General features: G+C 72.1%; 16 protein-coding genes, 4 tRNA genes and 1 other RNA gene. 11 read left to right on the forward strand and 10 right to left on the reverse strand.

Annotation, left to right across the window (positions count from 1 at the left end; genetic code table 11):
* Positions 1–27: 27 nt before the first annotated feature.
* Entirely contained in the window at positions 28–603 is a 576-nt protein-coding gene (locus tag OG302_RS21940; RefSeq protein ID WP_371528325.1) for a GNAT family N-acetyltransferase, read from the forward strand.
* On the opposite strand, the gene OG302_RS21945 is transcribed toward OG302_RS21940, so the two are convergent.
* Entirely contained in the window at positions 561–1,490 is a 930-nt protein-coding gene (locus OG302_RS21945) for a LysR family transcriptional regulator (protein ID WP_371528326.1), read from the reverse strand. The genes OG302_RS21940 and OG302_RS21945 overlap by 43 nt on opposite strands.
* A 140-nt stretch (positions 1,491–1,630) precedes the next feature.
* Between OG302_RS21945 and OG302_RS21950 the strand changes: the two genes are divergently transcribed.
* From OG302_RS21950 to OG302_RS21965, 4 genes are all read left to right on the forward strand, one after another.
* The gene (locus tag OG302_RS21950; RefSeq protein WP_371528327.1) at positions 1,631–2,116 is read left to right on the forward strand and encodes a cupin domain-containing protein; all 486 of its coding nucleotides are present in this window, start codon (positions 1,631–1,633) and stop codon (positions 2,114–2,116) included.
* 235 nt (positions 2,117–2,351) lie between these two features.
* Positions 2,352–3,749 carry an FAD-binding oxidoreductase gene (locus OG302_RS21955; RefSeq protein ID WP_371528328.1) on the forward strand — a complete coding sequence of 466 codons (1,398 nt, stop codon included), beginning with the start codon at positions 2,352–2,354 and terminating at the stop codon, positions 3,747–3,749.
* 22 nt (positions 3,750–3,771) lie between these two features.
* The gene (locus OG302_RS21960; protein ID WP_371528329.1) at positions 3,772–4,590 is read left to right on the forward strand and encodes an alpha/beta fold hydrolase; all 819 of its coding nucleotides are present in this window, start codon (positions 3,772–3,774) and stop codon (positions 4,588–4,590) included.
* Between the two features lie 64 nt (positions 4,591–4,654).
* Positions 4,655–4,942 carry a hypothetical protein gene (locus OG302_RS21965; protein ID WP_371528330.1) on the forward strand — a complete coding sequence of 96 codons (288 nt, stop codon included), beginning with the start codon at positions 4,655–4,657 and terminating at the stop codon, positions 4,940–4,942.
* A gap of 101 nt (positions 4,943–5,043) precedes the next feature.
* On the opposite strand, the gene OG302_RS21970 is transcribed toward OG302_RS21965, so the two are convergent.
* Positions 5,044–5,131, reverse strand: a tRNA-Ser gene (locus OG302_RS21970).
* Positions 5,132–5,284: 153 nt separating this feature from the next.
* Here OG302_RS21970 and ffs point away from each other — a divergent pair.
* The 6 genes from ffs to OG302_RS22000 all read left to right on the forward strand — a co-directional run bounded on the left by ffs (position 5,285) and on the right by OG302_RS22000 (position 15,394).
* Positions 5,285–5,383: signal recognition particle sRNA small type (gene ffs / locus OG302_RS21975), an RNA gene on the forward strand.
* Between the two features lie 42 nt (positions 5,384–5,425).
* Entirely contained in the window at positions 5,426–7,747 is a 2,322-nt protein-coding gene (locus tag OG302_RS21980; protein ID WP_371528331.1) for a DNA polymerase III subunit gamma and tau, read from the forward strand.
* 1,251 nt (positions 7,748–8,998) lie between these two features.
* A complete protein-coding gene (purD, locus tag OG302_RS21985; RefSeq protein ID WP_371750194.1) occupies positions 8,999–10,252 on the forward strand; it encodes a phosphoribosylamine--glycine ligase in 1,254 nt (417 codons plus the stop codon).
* Between the two features lie 438 nt (positions 10,253–10,690).
* Entirely contained in the window at positions 10,691–12,562 is a 1,872-nt protein-coding gene (locus OG302_RS21990) for a hypothetical protein (protein WP_371528332.1), read from the forward strand.
* 356 nt (positions 12,563–12,918) lie between these two features.
* On the forward strand, positions 12,919–14,412 hold the full coding sequence (locus OG302_RS21995) for a N,N-dimethylformamidase beta subunit family domain-containing protein (RefSeq protein ID WP_371528333.1): 1,494 nt from the start codon (positions 12,919–12,921) through the stop codon (positions 14,410–14,412).
* A gap of 85 nt (positions 14,413–14,497) precedes the next feature.
* The gene (locus OG302_RS22000; protein ID WP_371528334.1) at positions 14,498–15,394 is read left to right on the forward strand and encodes a phosphoribosylaminoimidazolesuccinocarboxamide synthase; all 897 of its coding nucleotides are present in this window, start codon (positions 14,498–14,500) and stop codon (positions 15,392–15,394) included.
* A gap of 50 nt (positions 15,395–15,444) precedes the next feature.
* Here OG302_RS22000 and OG302_RS22005 read toward each other — a convergent pair.
* From OG302_RS22005 to OG302_RS22040, 8 genes are all read right to left on the reverse strand, one after another.
* A tRNA-Gly gene (locus tag OG302_RS22005) sits at positions 15,445–15,520 on the reverse strand.
* 23 nt (positions 15,521–15,543) lie between these two features.
* Positions 15,544–16,152 (reverse strand): response regulator, encoded by a 609-nt coding sequence (locus OG302_RS22010; protein WP_371528335.1) that lies wholly within the window; start codon positions 16,150–16,152, stop codon positions 15,544–15,546.
* Positions 16,149–17,450, reverse strand: a complete 1,302-nt coding sequence (locus OG302_RS22015) for a sensor histidine kinase (protein WP_371528336.1) — start codon at positions 17,448–17,450, stop codon at positions 16,149–16,151. The genes OG302_RS22010 and OG302_RS22015 overlap by 4 nt, the downstream gene beginning before the upstream one ends.
* Positions 17,451–17,508: 58 nt before the next feature.
* Positions 17,509–18,303 carry an ABC transporter permease gene (locus OG302_RS22020; RefSeq protein WP_371528337.1) on the reverse strand — a complete coding sequence of 265 codons (795 nt, stop codon included), beginning with the start codon at positions 18,301–18,303 and terminating at the stop codon, positions 17,509–17,511.
* The gene (locus tag OG302_RS22025; RefSeq protein WP_371528338.1) at positions 18,300–19,253 is read right to left on the reverse strand and encodes an ABC transporter ATP-binding protein; all 954 of its coding nucleotides are present in this window, start codon (positions 19,251–19,253) and stop codon (positions 18,300–18,302) included. Before OG302_RS22025 ends, OG302_RS22020 begins: the two co-directional genes overlap by 4 nt.
* 133 nt (positions 19,254–19,386) lie before the next feature.
* Positions 19,387–19,462 (reverse strand) — tRNA-Gly (locus OG302_RS22030).
* 79 nt (positions 19,463–19,541) lie between these two features.
* A tRNA-Gly gene (locus tag OG302_RS22035) sits at positions 19,542–19,613 on the reverse strand.
* Between the two features lie 124 nt (positions 19,614–19,737).
* Complete coding sequence (locus OG302_RS22040; protein WP_344522189.1) at positions 19,738–20,055, reverse strand: Lsr2 family protein; 318 nt, start codon at positions 20,053–20,055, stop codon at positions 19,738–19,740.
* Positions 20,056–20,123: the final 68 nt, after the last annotated feature.

Below are 20,123 nucleotides of genomic sequence, written 5' to 3' on the forward strand. Positions count from 1 at the left end.
AACCCTGACCTGTGCTTGCATACCGCAGTGAGCCAAGACCCCGCCCCGCGCACCCGTACCCGCGTCTCCGCTCCTACCTCCATCCGCCCCCGCCAAGCCCCCGACCTCCCCACCTGCGTGGAGGTCCTCGCTCAGGTGCACGCGGCTGACGGGTATCCCACCAACTGGCCCGACCGGCCCGCCGACTGGTTGGCCGGGAGCTCGTTCACGGGGGCCTGGGTCGCCGAGCTCGGAGGCCGCGTCGTGGGCCACGTCGCGCTCTGCCGCAGTACCGCGGACGACGTCGCCCCCGTGCTGTGGAGCGGACGAGAAGGCGTGGCCGTCGAAGAGACCGCCGTGGTCAGCCGGCTGTTCGTCGCGCCGGAGGCCCGCGGGCACGGCATCGGGGCGCGGCTGCTGGCGCGCGTGGCGGCCGAGGCCGGGGAACTGGGGGTGTACCCGGTCCTGGACGTCGTCGAGTCCGACACTTCGGCGACCGCCCTCTACGAACGCGCGGGCTGGCAGTTCCTCGGCACGGGCCGCCAGCGCTGGAGCCCCCAGCAGACTGTCACCGTACGGTGCTACGCCGCGCCGGAAGGCGCGGTCCCGCCGCCCCCGAGCTGAGCCACCGCCCCCCGCAGCGCATCCAGAAGACCCCCCACCGCCGGGCGGTCGGGCGCGGGGCCCCGTACCGCCGCGTAGATCGACCGGACCGGCACCGGATTGCGGACCTCGCGGACGGCCACGCCGGAGTGGGGTGTGTCCAGGCCGAGTTCCGGGACGAGGCTGACGCCGAGGCCCGCGGCGACGAAGCCCTGCGCCGTGGCGTAGTCCCCGCTCTCCACCACGAAGTCCGGGCTGAAACCGGCCGCCCCGCACGCCTCCAGGATGGGGTCGAGGCAGGGACCAGGCGACTCGCTCGCGACCCACGGCTCGTCGGCCAGGTCCGTCATCTCCAGGAGGGGCTTCGCGGCGAGGGGATGCCCCACGGGGAGTACGGCGTGGTAGCGGTCGTCCAGGAGGTGCTCGAACCGGACGCCGTCCACGCCCAGTTGACCCGCCGGTCTGACCACCAGGGCGAGGTCGGCCTGCCGGTCCCGCACCGCGGGCATCGGATCGTCGGGATCCGACAGCTTCAACTCGACCTGCACACCCGGCTGCGCCCGCCGCAACGCGGCAAGCGCCGGGGCGACGAGCAGCGCGCCCGCCGTCGTGAAGTACCGCATCGAGACCCGGCCCGTCCGCCCCGCCCGCAGCTCGGCGAGCGCGGTCTCCGCCTCGGCGATCTGCCGGCCGATCGCGACCGCGTACTCGGTGAGCAGCCGCCCGGCGTCCGTCGCCCGCACCCCGCGGCCGGTGCGCTCCAGGAGGGCGATGCCCGCCTCCTTCTCCAGGGCCGCCATCTGCTGGCTGACCGCGGAGGGCGTGTACCCGAGGTTGCGTGCCGCGGCGGTCACGGAGCCGCTGGTGACCACTGCCCGGAGGACTTGCATGCGCCGCGTATCAAGCATGCAGTCCAGCTTAACTCCGCCCCGGGATCATCAGGCAGAACTAACAGGGGCGGCGGGTGGACGGTGGCTAAAGTCAGCACGCACGGCCAAGCACCCACGGTCGAGCACGGCACGGTCAAGTACCTGTGAAGGAGCGGAACATGTCCTATCCGGAGCCCCGCTATCTCGGCGAGGGCGGCGAGATCAACGCGGTGTTCAGACCGGCCGACCAGGAGCCCGAGCTGGTCAGCCCGCGCGGCAACCGTACGCACTACCTCGCGACGCACGCCTCGACCGGCGGCGAATTCGGCCTCTACCGGGTGGACATGGCCCCGAAGTCCCCGGGACCGAGCACCCACTTCCACAAGTCGATCTCCGAGTCCTTCTTCGTCCTCTCCGGCCAGGTCCAGCTCTACGACGGCGACCGCTGGATCACCGGCGGCCCCGGCGACTTCCTCTACGTCCCGGTGGGCGGCCTGCACGCCTTCAAGAACGACGGCGACGACCCCGCCTCCATGCTCCTGCTCTTCGCACCGGGCGCCCCGCGCGAGGAGTACTTCGAGCAGGTGGCGGAGATGGCCCAGAAGGGCGGCAAGGAGTTCGGCGAGTTCCTCGTCAAGCACGACAGCTTCTTCGTCGAGCGCTGAGGACCCCTGACCCCTGAGCCCGTGGGACGGCTGTCGGGTCCTGTCGGGTCCTCCTGCCGGCCGGGACCGGCGGCGTCGTGAATTGCGGGTACGGCCCGATGGCGGGACGCTGGAGAGGTCAGCTCTGTGGCTGATGGGGGGTGCCAGGACGCCGGCGTACATCCGCTCACCGACGGCCCCGACAGGGGGGAGCCCGGTTGCGTGCAGCGGTCAGCGTCTCGGCAAGGAGCCCGTCATGGACGGCACCACCCTCGAAGACATGAGAGCCGCGCTGCGCGGCCCGGTCATCGGCCCGGCTGACCCCGAGTACGACCGGGCCCGCGCGATCTACAACGCGATGATCGACAGGCGTCCGGCCGCCCTCGTGCGGTGCGCGGACGCGGCGGACGTCATGGCCGCCGTCGACTTCGCCCGCGAACGGGGCCTGGAGCTCGCCGTCCGGGGCGGCGGCCACAGCGGCGCCGGGCTCTGCGAGGTCGACGACGCCGTCACCGTCGACCTGTCGCCCATGCGCTGGGCCCGCGTCGACCCCGTGGCGCGGACGGCCCGGGTCGGCGGCGGCAGTCAGCTCGGCGACCTGGACCACGCGGCCCACGCCTTCGGTCTCGCCACCCCCGCCGGAATCATGTCGACGACGGGCGTCGGCGGCCTCACGCTCGGCGGCGGCCACGGCCACCTCACCCGCAAGTACGGCCTGACGATCGACAACCTCGTCGCCGCGGACGTCGTGCTCGCCGACGGCAGCTTCGTCACCGCGAGCGAGTCCCAGCACCCGGACCTGTTCTGGGCGCTGCGCGGCGGAGGCGGCAACTTCGGCGTCGTCACCTCGTTCCGCTTCCGGCTGCACCCGGTGCGTGACGTGGTCGCCGGGGCCACCGTGTGGCCGGTCGACCTGACCCGCGACGTGCTGCGCTGGTACCGCGATTTCCTGCCGCAGGCACCCGACGACCTGAACGGCTTCTTCGCCGCGCTCACCGTCCCGCCGGGCCCGCCGTTCCCGGAGGAGATCCACGGGCAGAAGATGTGCGGCGTCGTGTGGTGCTGGACCGGCGACCCGGACGACGCCGAGAAGGCCTTGGCCGCCGTGCGCGAACCGGGCCCGCCCGCCTTCCACTTCACCGCGCCGATGCCGTACCCGGCACTGCAGAGCATGTTCGACGAGCTGATCCCCACCGGCCTTCAGTGGTACTGGCGCGGCGACTTCTTCGACCGGATCACGGACGACGCGATCGACGTGCACGCGAAGTACGCCGAGAACCTCCCCACCGACCTGTCGACCATGCACCTCTACCCCGTCGACGGGGCCGCGGCCCGCGTCGACCACGAGGACACCGCGTGGGGCTACCGCGACGCCGTCTGGTCCGGCGTCATCGGCGGCATCGACCCCGACCCGGCCAACGCGGGGGCGATCAGACAGTGGTGCGTCGACTACTGGGAGGAGCTGCACCCGCACTCCATGGGCGGTGCCTACGTGAACTTCATCGGCGAGGACGAGAGCCACAGCCGCGTGCGGGCCACCTACCGCGACCACTACGCCCGGCTCACCCGCGTCAAGAACGCCTACGACCCGGGCAACTTCTTCCACGCCAACCAGAACATCGAGCCGACGCCCGCGCCGACGCCCACGCCATGACCTGAGGACGGGGAGAGCCGCCATGCCCGCCGTCGCCGTGCACACGGTCCCCCTGCGCGAGGGGCCGGTCCTCCCGTACGCCGAGGCGGGCGATCCCGCGGGCACACCCGTCGTCCTGGTCCACGGCTACGTGGACTCCTGGTGGACGTTCGAGCCGCTGCTGCGGTGCCTGCCCTCCTCGCTGCATGTCTACGCGCCCACGCAGCGAGGCCACGGGGACGCCGAGAAGCCCCCGGACGGCTATCTCCCCGAGGACTTCGCCACCGACCTCGTCGCCTTCATGGACGCCGTGGGGATCGAGCGTGCCGTGCTCGTCGGCGGCTCCAGCGGAGGGGTACAGGCACGCATCGTCGCGGGCCGCTATCCCGACAGGGTGGCCGGGCTGGTCCTCCTGGGCACCCCGGTCACCCTCTCCGACAAGCCGGCCGCAGTAGAGATGTGGGAGGTCGTGCGGCAGCTGGAGGACCCGCTGGACCGCTCGTTCGCGGAACGCTTCGCGCTGGGCCTCATCGCCGGATCCGCCGCCGGTTCCGTAGGGCGCGGCTTCCTGGAGACGGTCGTGGAGGAGAGCCTGAAGGCGCCCGCCCGCGTATGGCGGGAGACGCTGCGCGGTCTGCTGGAAACCGACCTGCGGGCGACGCTCTCCGGGATCCTCGTCCCCACGCTGGCCCTCTGGGGCGACCAGGACCCTTTCGTGACGCGGGAGGAACAACAGACCGTCCTCGACTCGGTCCTCGGCTCCCGCCTGATCGTCTACGAGGGGGTGGGACACGTCGTGCACTGGGAAACCCCGGAGCGCGTGGCACGGGACATAACCGAAGTCGCCAACACCACGGCCTGAGGCCCACCAACAACAGCCAACACCCATCCCTCACCCACCCCTCGCAGAACAAGGAGCAGCAACCATGGCGATCTTCATGCACGCAGCAATCCCGGGCATCACCACCGACCAGTACGACGCGCTCAACGCGAAGCTTCAGGAGACGCCCGAGATCTTCGACGGCTGCATCGCCCACGTGTGCGTGCCGAGCAGCGACGGCCTGGACATCTACGACGTCTGGGAGTCCGAGCGGCACATGAGCGCCTTCGCCGAGAAAATGATGCCCGTAGCGGCCTCGCTCGGCTGGCCGACCAGCGGAGGCCAACAGCCGGAAACGACCACCGTCCACAACTACTGGTTCCCGGGAGCCTGACGGCCGAGCACAGAGACCGAGCACAGAGCAACGGCCCCACAACGTCGAAGGGCCCCACTGCGAACAGTGGGGCCCTTCAACGTTAGTGCCCGGTGAGGCACTGGCGGAGGATACGAGATTCGAACTCGTGAGGGGTTGCCCCCAACACGCTTTCCAAGCGTGCGCCCTAGGCCACTAGGCGAATCCTCCGCCGCAAACAATACAAGACGTTGAGGAGTGCTCGCGAACCAGATCGGCCTCCGGCCCGAGATCGATCCGAAGATCGCTCACGGGATCGTCCCGAGGGGGATGCCGGGGCGGGACCGGCGTCGCTTCCGGCCCGGGGGATCCGCTAGGGTGGGTGCCAGCCCCTCACGTGGCGCTATCTGACTGAACTCCCCCAGGGCCGGAAGGCAGCAAGGGTAGGTTGGCTCTGGCGGGTGCGTGGGGGGCGCTTTGCGTTCGCGGTATGTGTTGTCAGTGGGCGCCTATAACCTCGTATGTGTGTCGTCTCTCGCGTTGTACCGCCGCTATCGCCCGGAGTCGTTCGCCGAGGTCATCGGGCAGGAGCATGTAACCGACCCGTTGCAGCAGGCGCTGCGCAACAACCGGGTCAATCACGCCTACCTGTTCAGTGGTCCGCGCGGCTGCGGCAAGACGACGAGCGCGCGCATCCTGGCCCGCTGTCTGAACTGTGAGCAAGGTCCCACCCCGACGCCCTGCGGCGAGTGCCAGTCCTGCAAGGACCTGGCGAGGAACGGCCCGGGTTCGATCGACGTCATCGAGATCGACGCCGCTTCGCACGGCGGTGTGGACGATGCGCGTGATCTGCGCGAGAAGGCCTTCTTCGGGCCGGCGAGCAGTCGCTACAAGATCTACATCATCGACGAGGCCCACATGGTCACTTCGGCGGGCTTCAACGCCCTCCTGAAGGTCGTCGAGGAGCCGCCGGAGCATCTGAAGTTCATCTTCGCGACGACGGAGCCCGAGAAGGTCATCGGGACGATCCGCTCGCGTACGCATCACTATCCGTTCCGGCTCGTCCCGCCCGGCACGCTCCGGGAGTACCTGGCCGAGGTGTGCGGCCGGGAGCAGATGGCCGTCGAGGAGGGTGTCTTCCCGCTGGTCGTGCGGGCCGGTGCCGGGTCCGTGCGTGACTCGATGTCCGTCATGGACCAGCTCCTGGCGTCCGCGGCGACGGACGGTGTGACGTATGCCATGGCGACGTCCCTTCTCGGTTACACGGACGGGTCGTTGCTCGACTCCGTGGTGGAGGCCTTCGCCTCGGGGGACGGCGCGGCGGCCTTCGAGATCGTCGACCACGTCATCGAGGGCGGCAACGACCCGCGGCGCTTCGTCGCCGATCTGCTGGAGCGGCTGAGGGACCTGGTGATCCTCGCGGCGGTTCCGGACGCGGCGGAGAAGGGGCTCATCGACGCCCCGTCGGACGTCGTGGAGCGGATGCAGGCCCAGGCGGGCGTCTTCGGCGGCGCGGAGCTCAGCCGCGCGGCCGACATCGTGAACGAAGGCCTCACGGAGATGCGGGGTGCGACATCGCCCCGGCTGCAGCTTGAGCTGATCTGCGCCCGCGTGCTGCTTCCGGCGGCGTACGACGACGAGCGCTCGCTCATGGCCCGCCTCGACCGGCTGGAGCGTGGCGGCAACTTTGCGGCGGGGGCGCAGGTGGGGGGCGGTCCTGGTTCCGGTCCTGGTCCCGGTCCCGGTCCCGCGATGGGGTACGTCCCTGGGCCTGACGCTCATGTGGGTATGCAGGGGGGGATGCAGCAGCCGGGTCCCGTTGATGCTCAGGTTCCGCCGGGGGGCGGGGCCGCGGCGGCTCGGGCGGCTGTTCGGGGTGGCGGCGGGGGGCAGGGTTCTGGTGCTCCGGTGCCTGAGACTCCTGCTCCGGCGGTTGCTGCGCCTGTGCAGGCTGCTCCGGTTGCTCCTGCTCCTGCTTCGGCACCTGAGGCTCCGGCTGCCCCCGCGTCGTCCGGTGAGCGGCGCCCCGGTGGATGGCCCACGGCTTCGGCTCCGGGCAGCGGCCCGAAGCAGGCCGAGCCCGCCGCTTCTGCTTCAGCTTCCGCTCCTGCGGAGGCCCCGCGTCCGGGTGGCTGGCCCACGGCTGCGGCGGCGGGCGGCGGTGCTCCGGCTGCGCCTCAGGCTCCGCAGCAGTCGGCTCCGGCGGCTCCCGCTCCGGCGGCCCCTGCTCCGGCGGCCGCCCCTGCCATGGCGGCGGCACCGGTCGGCGGGCCCGATCCGCGGACCCTGTGGCCCAACATCCTCGAGGCGGTGAAGGGGCGCCGCCGCTTCACCTGGATCCTGCTGAGCCAGAACGCCCAGGTGGCGGGCTTCGACGGGACGACACTGCAGATCGGCTTCGTGAACGCGGGGGCGCGGGACAACTTCGCCAGCAGCGGCAGCGAGGAGGTGCTGCGGCAGGCGCTGTCCGAGCAGTTCGGGGTGCAGTGGAAGGTCGAGGCGATCGTCGACCCCTCGGGGGGCTCGGCACCGCCGCCCGCGGCGGGCAACTTCGGGGGCGGCGCGACGCCTCCGCCTGCGCGGCCGGCTCCGCAGCAGCATCAGCAGTCGCCTCCGCCGACGCCCTCCACTGCGAGCCGGGCTGCGGCTGCTCCCGCGCCGGCCCCGGCTCCCGCGCCGGCCCCGGCCCCGGCTTCGGAACGGCGCGTCCCGGACCATGTCTCCCCGGAGGACGACACCTGGGCGGACGACGACCCCGACCTGGTCGAGTCGGCCCTGTCGGGCCACGATCTGATCGTCCGCGAACTGGGCGCAACGATCGTCGAGGAATTCAACAACGAACCCTGAGGCGGCGCTGCGCTGCGCTGCCCTGGGGCGAGTGATCCACTCGGGCCTGGGCCCGCGCGCCCGATTACCTGGCAGCGTCCCCCGGCCGTGGGGGCTGGTGCGTCCGCCGGGCTCGGCGCCGCGCCTGTCGTGTCGCCGCTCCGCGGCGGATTTTTCCCGCCCGCCCACCCGATTACCCCGCAGCCCCGCCCTGACGTAGGGGCCACCACGTCCGCCGGGCCCTGCCCCGCCCCAGCTCCTACGCCCAGGTCGGCATCGCCGGGCAATCGGGTGGGTGGGCGCCTGCCCGCACCCTGACGCGGGGGGTACTGCGGCCGCCGGGCCCTGCCCCAGCTCCTACGCCCAGGTCGGCATCGCCGGGCAATCGGGTGGGTGGGCGCCTGCCCGCACCCTGACGCGGGGGGTACTGCGGCCGCCGGGCCCTGCCCCAGCTCCTACGCCCAGGTCGGCATCGCCGGGCAATCGGGTGGGTGGGCGCCTGCCCGCACCCTGACGCGGGGGGCACGGCGGCCGCCGGGCCCTGCCCCAGCTCCTACGCCCAGGTCGGCATCGCCGGGCAATCGGGCGGGTGGGCACTTGCCCGCACCCTGACGCGGGGGCCACTGCGGCCGCCGGGCCCTGCCCCAGCTCCTACGCCCGGGTCGGCATCGCCGGGCAATCGGGTGGGTGGGCGCCTGCCCGCACCCTGACGCGGGGGGTACTGCGGCCGTCGGGTTCTGCCCCGCCCCAGCTCCTACGCCCAGGTCGGCATCGCCGGGCAATCGGGTGGGTGGGCGCCTGCCCGCACCCTGACGCGGGGGGTACTGCGGCCGTCGGGTTCTGCCCCGCCCCAGCTCCTACGCCCAGGTCGGCATCGCCGGGCAATCGGGCGGGTGGGCACTTGCCCGCACCCTGACGCGGGGGCCACTGCGGCCGCCGGGCCCTGCCCCGCCCCAGCTCCTACGCCCAGGTCGGCACCGCCGGGCAATCGGGTGGGTGGGTGGGAGAGATTCGCCGCGAAGCGGCGGCCTGGTCCGGGCACGGCCCGCAGCCCAAGGCGCAGCGCCCGCAAGCCGAGGGCGCGCCCCCGCAGCCGCAGCGAGCCAGCGCCAGGCCCCGCAGCCGCCCCCCCCCGCAGCGAGCCAGCGCCCCGCCCCGCCCCGCAGCCGCGCCAGCGAAGCCCCCCTAGCTGGAGGAACGTACAACTCAGAGCAAGGGCACCGGTGGGGTGGCCGTACGAAGGTGTGGGCCGTGGCCGCTAGGCTGGCGGGCGTGAAGGTCCTTGTCATCGGCAGTGGTGCCCGCGAACACGCCCTGTGCCGCTCTCTGTCCCTCGACCCCGACGTCTCCGCCCTGTACTGCGCCCCCGGCAACGCCGGCATCGCGGACGTGGCCGAGCTGCACCAGGTCGACGCCCTCGACGGCAGCGCGGTGGCCGCCCTCGCCACCACCCTCGGCGCCGATCTGGTGATCGTGGGCCCGGAGGCGCCCCTCGTCGCCGGAGTCGCCGATGCCGTGCGCGACGCCGGGATCCCCTGCTTCGGGCCCTCCCGGGAGGCCGCCCAGCTGGAGGGTTCCAAGGCCTTCGCCAAGGACGTGATGGCGGGCGCCCAGGTGCCCACCGCCCGGTCCTACGTCTGCACGGCCGCCGAAGAGATCGACGAGGCCCTCGCCGCCTTCGGCGCTCCGTACGTGGTCAAGGACGACGGCCTCGCCGCCGGCAAGGGCGTCGTCGTGACCGACGACGTCGAGGCCGCCCGCGCGCACGCCCTGGCCTGCGACCGCGTCGTCATCGAGGAGTTCCTCGACGGCCCCGAGGTCTCCCTCTTCGCCATCACGGACGGCATCACCGTCGTCCCGCTGCAGCCCGCGCAGGACTTCAAGCGCGCGCTCGACGGGGACGAAGGGCCGAACACCGGCGGCATGGGCGCGTACTCGCCCCTGCCCTGGGCCGACCCGAAGCTGGTCGACGAGGTCATGCAGAGTGTGCTCCAGCCGACGGTCGACGAGCTGCGCCGCCGGGGTACCCCGTTCTCGGGGCTGCTCTACGCGGGCCTGGCGATGACCAGCCGCGGCGTACGCGTCATCGAGTTCAACGCCCGCTTCGGCGACCCCGAGACGCAGGTCGTCCTCGCCCGCCTGAGGACCCCGCTCGCCGGAGTCCTGCTTGCCGCCGCGAACGGCACCCTCGTCGACCTGCCCCCGCTGCGCTGGAGCGACGACGCCGCGGTCACCGTGGTCATCGCCTCGCACAACTATCCGGAGACCCCGCGCACCGGTGACCCCATCGAGGGCCTGGGCGATGTCGCGGCACAGGATGCCCCGGACGCGTACGTCCTGCACGCGGGGACGAAGCGCGACGGCGACGCTGTGGTCAGCGCGGGCGGCCGTGTGCTCTCCGTGACGGCCACCGGCAGGGACCTGACCGAGGCCCGCGAGCGCGCCTACAAGGCGCTGTCCCGCATCCGCCTCGACGGTTCCCAGCACCGTACGGACATCGCTGCGAAGGCGGCCTCGGAGGCGTAACCGAGGTCACCGAGACCGTCAGGGGTACCTGAGCAGGTCACCCGCGCACCCCACTGCCAGGCGCCCGCAAGACGACCGCCAGGCGCCCGCGCGACGCCCGCAAGACGCCTTCAGGCCCCGGATCCGACACTGGATCCGGGGCCTGATCGTCATCCACCTCTGCCCAAAGCCATTCCATCGAGTGACCGCTGGCCCATCCGGCTGACGATGCCCGGCACCCCAACTAGGGTGCGGCGCAAGCGGTTCAGGTGCCCAGAGCCAAACAGACCACCGGCATTGCGATGTCGGTGGCGGGTGCCACAGTGGGGGAGTGAGTAAATCCATCGGCGGCTGCCGTCCGCCCGTAGTCCCGGCCCCCGGCCGGGCAGCAGGCGGCGCAGGCAGCAGGGGGTGACATCGGTCGTGTCAGGTACGGCAGGTTCGGGTGTGGAGGTGGGCGTGCAGTCCGCACGTTCCCAGGCGCTCGCCGTGCTGCGGATCCGCAGCAGGGCGCTGGCCGTCGCACTGCTGCCCGCGGCCGTCGCCGTCGTGCTGATCGCGGGCGGAGTCACGGGCCATATGACCGGCGGGAGTTGGGACGTCGCGCGCGGTGTCGTGACGGCTTTCGCCGCCCTCGTCCTGCTCGCCGCCGCTGGCGTCGCGCTCGTGGTCGCGCGGTCCAGGCCCGCCGTCAGCCCGACCGTCCCGATCGCCGAGGGCTCGGCCCCCGATCTGTATCGCCTGGTGCGCGACCTCGCGGACCGGCTCGACGTGCCCGCGCCCTCGGCGATAGCGCTCACCCCGGACTGCGACAGCTGGCTCGAGGACCGCACACACCCCGCGCACGGCCCGCCCGCGGAGGCCTCCGGTCGGCCGTCGGCGAAGGACGAGGGCAATGGCGTACGGGACGGGCGTCCCGCCCCGCGCCGTCAGGCACCGGTCGCTCCGGTGCTCGTCATCGGCTCCCCGTTCCTGTGGTGGATGCGGGTCGGCGAGCTGCGCGCGGTGCTCGCCCCGGTCGTGGCCGGCACGGGACCGTCGGCGCACCCCGACATAGCCGCGGCCCGGCGCTTCATCCGCGGGCTCGACGCCGCGGTCGCGGTCACGTCCGCCCCGGGACGCGGTCCGCTCGTGCGTGCGGTCCTCGGCGGTGTCGGCTGGGTGACGCGGCTGCTCCTGCGGAGCTGCCGGGGGCACGCGGGCGAGATGGAGCGCGGGGTGGCGGCAGCCGCCGCCGAGCGCGCCCAGGCCGTGGACTACGGGGTGCGGATCGTCGCCCAGGAGCAGGTGGGCCTGGCGTATGCCGGGTGGGACCGGCTCCTGACCAAGGTCGCGCTGCCCGCCTGGCGGATGGGCCGCTGGCCGTCCCGCCTGGACGCGGGTGTCGTCTCCGCCCTCACCGAGCTCTCCCGCAGGGACCGCCTGGCCGAGGGCTTCACGTCCCGCCTGGGCGAGCGCCCCGCCTGTGACCTCCTGGAGGAGCCGGGCTCGGTGGACGAGGCGGCTTCGCTGCTCGCCGCCCGCCTCTTCCACGGCGGGCCCGCCGAGCAGAGCCCGGACTGGGCGCCGGTGGCGTGGCAGGAGTATCCGGACGAGGTCGTCGACCGCAAGTGGCGCATGGACGCGGCCCGGCTCCACCGCGTCCTGGACTCCCTGGGCGTCAGCGACTCCGCGGACGCGACGGCCGCCGGTTCCAAGGGGCCGACGCTGGGCCGCGTACTGGACCACCTCACGGCGGAGGCGGCGGAGGCGGCCGATGGGGCCGATGGGGCCGATGGGGCCGATGGGGCCGATGGACTCGGCCCTGCTCCGGTCCCCCACCCCACCCCCGCCACCGATGAAGCCACGGGCATCGACGCGTCCGCCCTCACCGAAGCCCAAGCCCAAGCCCTCACCGAAGCCGAAGACCCCATGGACGGCGAGGAGTCCACCGACGGCCCCGGCGGTCTCCTGGCCGCAGGCCTCACCGCGGAGATGGCCCGCGAGGAAGCCGCCGCCCCGCCCCGCCCCGCGCCCACGGGACAGGGCCCGGACGACGCGCTCTGGGACGACGGGATGCTGCCGCTGTTCCCGCTCCAGCCGCCGCGTACGGGACGGGAGTTGCTGGCCGATCACGTCACGGCACTGGTCTGCTGCGCGGCCGTGGACACGGCGGGCGCCGCCCCCGGTCTCGACTGGCTGGACGGCCCGTCCCTCTTGGTCGACGGCGAGCGCGCGGCGGACCTCACGCCGCACGTCCTGAGCCTCGTGGAGGACGGCGACCCCATCCCGCTGCGCGGCTGGCTCGCCCGCCTGGGTGTCCGCCCGGAGAAGCCGGTCCGCCTGGTCTGAGCCGAGGCCGTCGGCGGCACGGCGCACGGCACGGGCCGCCGTACGGCGCACGGCGCACGGCACAGCTCACGGCACGGCACGGCTCACGGCACAACCCGCGCCCGTCCAGGCCCTCACTCCACTCCCCACGCCCCGCTCCCCGGAACGCTTCCTTCCGTTCTCGTCGATTAGCGACGAACGGTGACGGAGTGCGTGCGTAATGTGATGTGCTGGGATCGACCGTCGATCCGGACATGCCAGCAGCAGCAACCCGCACAGCACGACAACCCGCAACACACAGCAACCCGCACCGCACAGCGACTCGCACCGCACAGCGCAGGGCAATCTCGGGGGAGCAGCCAGGGAGGGGTACACACATGGGGACGGAGCAGATCCGCAGGTGGGAATCGGGCGCCCTGGCGCATGCCGTGACCGACCCCTTCGGGCAAGGGCCCCTGCCCTGGCTCCGAGGCCCCGAGCACTACTTCGACGACACGGGCCAGGTCGTCCCCTGGTACATCGACCACGCCCCGTCCCCCGGCGCACGGAACATCCCCGCGCCCCGCGACCGCCCCCGTACGAACGGCCCCCGCACCGCCGACGACGTGCACGGCCAGATCAAGGGCTTCGCGTCCACCGGCGCCGCCGCACCCGGCGAGGCGATCGACTTCCACGTGACGGTGGACCCGCCCCAGCAGTTCAGCGTCGACATCTACCGCATCGGTCACTACGGCGGGGACGGCGCCAGCAAGATCAGCACGAGCCCGCGTCTCTCCGGCATCGTCCAGCCGCCCCCGCTCGCCGCCGACCGCACGGTCTCCTGCCACCACTGGTGGCTCTCCTGGCGGCTGCAGATCCCGAGTTACTGGAGCGTCGGGGCGTACGTGGCGGTCCTCACCACGGTCGACGGCTACCGCTCGCACGTCCCGTTCACGGTCCGCGACGACCACCGGGCCGACTTGCTCCTCCTCCTGCCGGACATCACCTGGCAGGCGTACAACCTCTATCCCGAGGACGGCCGCACGGGCGCGAGCCTCTACCACGCGTGGGACGAGAAGGGCCGCCTCCTGGGCGAGAGCGAGGCCGCCCACACGGTCTCCTTCGACCGTCCGTACGCGGGCGCGGGCCTGCCCCTGCACGTCGGCCACGCCTACGACTTCATCCGCTGGGCCGAGCGGTACGGCTACGACCTCGCGTACGCCGACACCCGCGACCTGCACGCCGGCCGCATCGATCCGACCCGCTACCGGGGCCTGGTCTTCCCGGGCCACGACGAGTACTGGTCGTCGAACATGCGCCGTACCACGGAGCGGGCCCGCGCGCACGGCACGTCCCTCGTCTTCCTCTCCGCCAACACCATGTACTGGCAGGTGGAGTTGGGCCCTTCCCCGTCCGGCGTGGAGGACCGTCTGCTGACCTGCCGCAAGCGTCACGGCCCCGGCAAACCGGCCCTCTGGCGGGAGCAGGACAAGGCCGAACAGCAGCTCCTCGGCATCCAGTACGCGGGCCGGGTCCCCGAGCCCGCCCCGCTCGTCGTGCGCAACGCCGACCACTGGTTGTGGGAGGCGACCGGCGCGCACGAGGGGGACGAGATCGCGGGCCTGGTCGCGGGCGAGGCCGACCGGTATTTCCCGCGCACCGCGCTGCCGGAGCACCAGGGCCGCATCCTTCTCGCCCACTCTCCGTACGAGGACTCCGACGGCGTCACACGCCACCAGGAGTCATCCCTCTACCGCGCCCCGTCCGGCGCCCTGGTCTTCGCCTCGGGCACCTTCGCCTGGTCCCCGGCGCTCGACCGCCCCGGCCATGTGGACACCCGGGTCCAGCGGGCCACGGCCAACCTCCTGGACCGCATCTGCAAACGGGACTGAGTGCCCACCGGCATCCCCCTGGCCGAGAGCCGCCTCCCCATGCGGGAGAATCAGCAGCATTCAGTCATAACCACGGGGAGGAACCGTGTCCGGATTCGTAGAAAAGCCCGAGCCGCTTCAGGTGCCGGGCCTGGTGCACGTGCACACCGGCAAGGTGCGCGACCTGTACCAGAACGAGGCGGGCGACCTCGTGATGGTCGCGAGCGACCGCATGTCCGCCTACGACTGGGTGCTGCCCACGGAGATCCCTGACAAGGGCAGGGTCCTCACGCAGCTCTCCCTGTGGTGGTTCGACCAGCTCGCCGATCTCGTACCGAACCACGTCATCTCCACCGACGTCCCGCCCGGCGCCCCCGCCGAGTGGGAGGGCCGCACCACGGTCTGCAAGTCCCTGGAGATGGTCCCGGTCGAGTGCGTCGCCCGCGGCTATCTCACGGGCTCCGGCCTGGTCGAGTACAACGACTCGCGCACCGTCTGCGGCCTCGCGCTGCCCGACGGCCTGAGCGACGGCTCGGAGCTGCCCGCGCCGATCTTCACGCCCGCCACGAAGGCGGCGGTCGGCGAGCACGACGAGAACGTGAGTTACGAGGAAGTGGCCCGTCAGGTGGGTGCCGAGACGGCGGCCCAGCTCCGCCAGGCGACCCTCGCGGTCTACGGCCGGGCCCGTGACATCGCCCGCGAGCGCGGCGTGATCCTCGCCGACACGAAGTTCGAGTTCGGCTTCGAGGGGGAGACGCTGGTCATTGCCGACGAGGTGCTGACCCCGGACTCGTCCCGCTTCTGGCCCGCCGACAGCTGGCAGCGGGGCCGCGCCCAGCCGTCGTTCGACAAGCAGTTCGTCCGCGACTGGCTGACCTCGCCGGCCTCCGGCTGGGACCGCGAGAGCGAGCAGCCGCCGCCCCCGCTCCCGCAGGACGTGGTGGACGCCACGCGCGCCAAGTACATCGAGGCGTACGAGCGCCTGACCGGCACTCCCTGGTAGCGGAACACGAAGAAACCCCCGGCGCCGAGAGGCACCGGGGGTTCTTTTCGTGGAGCGGACGACCAGGTTCGAACTGGCGACCTCAACCTTGGCAAGGTTGCGCTCTACCAACTGAGCTACGTCCGCGCTGCGCCGAAGCGCGAGCCCAACTATACCCAACCTCGCTCGCGTGCGAGACGCACCGCGGCATGCCGGTTCTCGGCCCCGATCTTGGTGGCGGCGGACGAGAGGTAGTTCCGGACCGTTCCCTGGGACAGCGCGGCCCGCTCGGCGATCTCCGCGACGGGCGCACCGTCGGCGGCGAGTTCGAGCACCTCGGCCTCGCGGACGGTCAGCGGGGAGTCCCCGGCGGAGATCGCGTCGGCGGCCAACTCCGGGTCCACATAGCGGTTACCGGCATGAACGGTGCGGATGATCTCGGCGAGGCGCTGCGCGCTCACGGTCTTCGGGACGAAGCCCCGTACCCCCACCGCGAGCGCCCGCTTGAGATGACCCGGTCTGCCATGACTCGTCACGATCATGGTGCGGCAGTCCGGGAGTTCATCACGCAGAGATGTGGCCACCGTCACACCGTCGGCGCCCGGCATCTCCAGGTCGAGCACGGCCACATCGGGCCGGTGCGCCCGCGCCATGGCGAGGGCCTCGGGTCCGGTGGCGGCCTCGGCGACCACGACGAGGTCGTCCTCCAGCGCGAGGAGCGCGGCGAGGGCGCCACGGATGAGGTGCTCGTCGTCGGCGAGCAGCACACGCAGGCTCATCGCGTGACCCTTTCGGCTTCTTCCTGGTGGTGACGGTCGCCCTGGCGACTCTCGTTCGGGTCACGCTCGTCCTGCCGGGGGCGGGCCAGCGGCACCTCCGCGACGAGGCGGAACCGCCCCTCGCCGGAGGTGAGGTCCAGCGTCCCGTCCACCGCGGCGAGCCGCTCCCTGAGCCCGGCGAGGCCGGAACCCTTCCTGCCCTCCGGCGCGGCCTCGGGCACCCCGTCGTTCTCGACGGCCAGGGACGTACGTTCATCGGTGATCGTCAGGGTGATGTCGCACCGCCGCGCGTCCCCGTGCCGCAGCACATTGGTGGTCGCCTCGCGCACCACCCAGCCCAACGCGGACTGCACCGGGACGGAGAGCCCCGCGGACGACCCGGTGACCCGGCAGTCGATCCCGGCCGCCTCCAGAACTCCCTGCGCACCGGCGAGTTCGACCGCGAGGTCGGCCTCCCGGTAGCCCCGCACCACTTCCCGCACCTCCCGCTGCGACTCCTGGGCGATCCGCTGCACCTCGACCATCTGGTCGACGGCTTCGGGCCGCCCCCGCCTGGCCAGCTGCACGGCCAGCTCGCTCTTCAGGGCGATGACCGCGAGGTTGCGCCCCATCACGTCGTGCAGGTCCCGCCCGAACCGCAGCCGCTCCTCGGCCACCGCGAGCCGCGCCTCGACCTCGCGGGCCCGGTCTGCCTCCCACATCACGGCGAGCGTCCAGGCGCCGCAGCGCGACGAGAGCAGGGAGACCAGTGTGCCGAGGGTGATCACCACGGCCGTGCCCACGAGCCGCCCGTCGTGCACGCCGATCGCGGCGAACGCCGCCACGGTGGCGGCCCCGATCACGGCGAACCGGATGAAGAACGTACGGATCGGTACGGCGAAAGCCAGCGACTGTCCGTAGGGCATCACCGCGAACATCGTGGCGAGGGTGAGCATCTCGGCCTCGACCCCGCGCACGGCCTGCAGGGCGACGACGAGGCCCAGCGTCGTGACCATCAGCGCGAGTGACACGGCGAGGTCGCGGCGCGGAGGCTGCGCGCGCTTCAGGAAGTGGTCGAGCGAGCGGCGCATCGTGCGGTTGACGTGGACGCACTGCAGGACGGCCGTCAGGAGCAGCGAGCAGCCGAGGGCCAGCGGGAGGGGCCCGTGCCGCACGGCCACGAGCAGGGGCACCGAGCCCCAGCTGACGAGGAAGACCCAGGGCATGGCGTGCCACATGGCCATGGACTGGAACTCGACCTTCTCGATCTTGCTCCGCTCGTGCCAGCCGCGCTTCAGCCCCTGGATTCGGCCGACCACGTCATGACCCCCTTCTCGGGTTCTCGGATTCCGCACTTCCGCGGCTTATGCCACTTCCTCAGCGCCGCGGCTCCCAGCGGAACCACCGGCGTACAGCAAACACCGAGACCACGGTCCAGGCCACCGCGGTGGCCAGGGCGGCCAGGGTGTCGGCGCCGGAGAGCTCGCCGGTCCAGCCGCCGCGCACCAGCGTGATCACCGGACTCAGCGGGAGGAGTTCGCAGACCGAGGCCAGCTTGTCGGGCATGACCTCGAAGGGGATGAAGAGACCGGACCCGAACATCGAGCCGAACGCCAGCGGCATGGCCATGACCTGCGCCGACTCCACGGACCTGCTGAGGCTCGCGGTCACCGCCCCGAGGGCGCTGAACATCACCAGGCCGAGCAGCACTCCGATGACGGCGAGCTGCGGCGCGTTCGGCGCCCCCGCGTCGAGCAGGACGGTACAGCCGATCGCCAGGACGACGGCCTGGACCACTCCGATGGCGACCGACGGCAGGGCGGCCCCGGCGAGGATCTCCGGGTCCCGCAGCTCACCGGTGCGCAGCCGCTTGAGCACCAGCTCCTCGCGGCGGGCGGCGTAGACGGCGGTCAGTGCCGAGTAGACGGCGAAGAGCAGGGAGAAGCCGATGGCGCCGGGCACCACCACGGCTCCGACCGAGAGGCCGGCGCCCTTGAGGTCCATGCCGTCCGCGACCTGGCGCAGGCTGAACGGCATCACGACCGGCACGAACAGGGCCGCGAACAGCGTGCCCTTGCTGCGCCCGAGCAGCGTCAGCTCGGCCCGCGCCAGCGCGGCCATCCGCCGGGCGGGAGTCGACACCGCTTCCGTGGTCGCTGTCAGCGCGCTCATGCCACCGTCTCCTTCTCCGCGGCGCCGGCCGCGCTCTCGGCGTCCCGCGCGATACGCAGGAACGCCTCCTCCAGCGATGCGGCCCGTACGTCGAGCCTGCCGAGCTCGACGTTCGTGTCCCGCGCCCACAGCAGCAGTCCCGTTGCCGCCCGCTGCAACTCGTGCGTACGCAGCCGGACCCGTCCGCCGACGATCTCGTGGTCGCTCACCCCGAGCTCGTTGAGCGGCGGCAGGTCCCCGACGAAGTACCCGGCCGGGAGTTCGAAGGAGACCTGCGAGGGCTGCTCGGCCACCACGTCGGCGACCCGTCCTTCGGCCGCGATCCGGCCCTCGTGCAGGATCGCGAGCCGGTCGGCGAGGTTCTCGGCCTCTTCGAGGTAGTGCGTGGTGAGCAGCACTGTCGTGCCGTTGTCGCGCAGGGCCCGCACCAACTCCCAGGTCTCGCGGCGCCCTTCGGCGTCGAGCCCGGTCGTCGGTTCGTCGAGGAAGAGCACCTCGGGCTGCCCGATGAGGGCGGTGGCGAGGTCGAGCCGCCGCTTCTCGCCGCCGGAGAGCATCTTCACGCGTACGCCGGCCCGTTTGCCGAGGCCCACCATGTCCAGGGCTTCGGCGGCGGGGCGGGCGCCGCTGGTGCAGGCGGCCCACATCCGGATGGTCTCGGCGACCGTCAGCTCGGAGGGGAAGCCGCCTTCCTGGAGCATCACCCCGATCCGGTGGCGCACGGCGCCCCGCTCGGCGTACGGATCGTGCCCGAGCACCCGCACCCGCCCCCCGGCGGGTGCGGCGAGCCCTTCGAGGAGTTCGACGGTGGAGGTCTTTCCGGCGCCGTTGGTCCCGAGCAGCGCGAAGAGCTCACCTCGTCCGACGGAGAACGAGACTCCCCGGACCGCCTCGAAACCGCCCCCGTACACGCGCCGCAGATCGGTCACGTCGATCACTTGGTCAGTCATGGGAAAAGCGTCCCCCGGCCGCGAGCGCCGGAGCAGTGCGCGCTGTCACCGGCTCGCATGACAAATGTCAGAAGGGGACGGCGGGGTGACACACGAAGAAGGCCCCGGTCGCGATGACCGGGGCCTTCTCAGATGGAGCGAACGACGAGGTTCGAACTCGCGACCTCAACCTTGGCAAGGTTGCGCTCTACCAACTGAGCTACGTTCGCATTGCCTCCGACCAGCTCTCACTGATCGGCGCGAGCACCAGCCTACCGCACTCGAAAGAGTGGTCGGTAAGCGCTGCAGAGCGGGTGACAGGAATTGCACACTGCGCCTTCCCCCTGGAAGGGGGATGTTCTACTACTGAACTACACCCGCAAGACTCCGTGAGGTTCGGGCCTTTCGGCCTTGCCCCTCGGCGTGGTCCAAACTCTAGCCGACCGGCGGGGGTGCAGGTCAAGTCGGTTGCCGAGGGGCCCTCCTGGCGGGCCGTCCGCCCAGGTCAGTTGGCTGCCTCGAAGGCCTCGTAGACCTTCTTGGGGATGCGGCCGCGGGGTGGCACGTCCATCTGGTGCGAGCGGGCCCAGGCGCGGACGGCCGCGGGGTTCGCCGCCACCGTCGTGTGCTTGAAGGCCTTGCCGGACTTCGACTGCTTGCGGGCCGCGTCCAGGTACGGGGCAAGTGCCTTGCGCAGTTTCTTGGCATTGGTTTGATTGAGGTCGATCTCGTACGACTTGCCGTCAAGACCGAAGGCGATCGTCTCCGCCGCATCCCCGCCGTCGATGTCGTCAGAGAGAGTGACCACGACACGCTGCGCCACGAATATCGGTCCCTTCGTGCGGCTCTACCGCGTTGACGTGCGGTGATGCCGACTGTCCGGCTGTTATG

The organism is Streptomyces sp. NBC_01283 (genome assembly GCF_041435335.1).
Classification (GTDB): Bacteria; Actinomycetota; Actinomycetes; order Streptomycetales; family Streptomycetaceae; genus Streptomyces.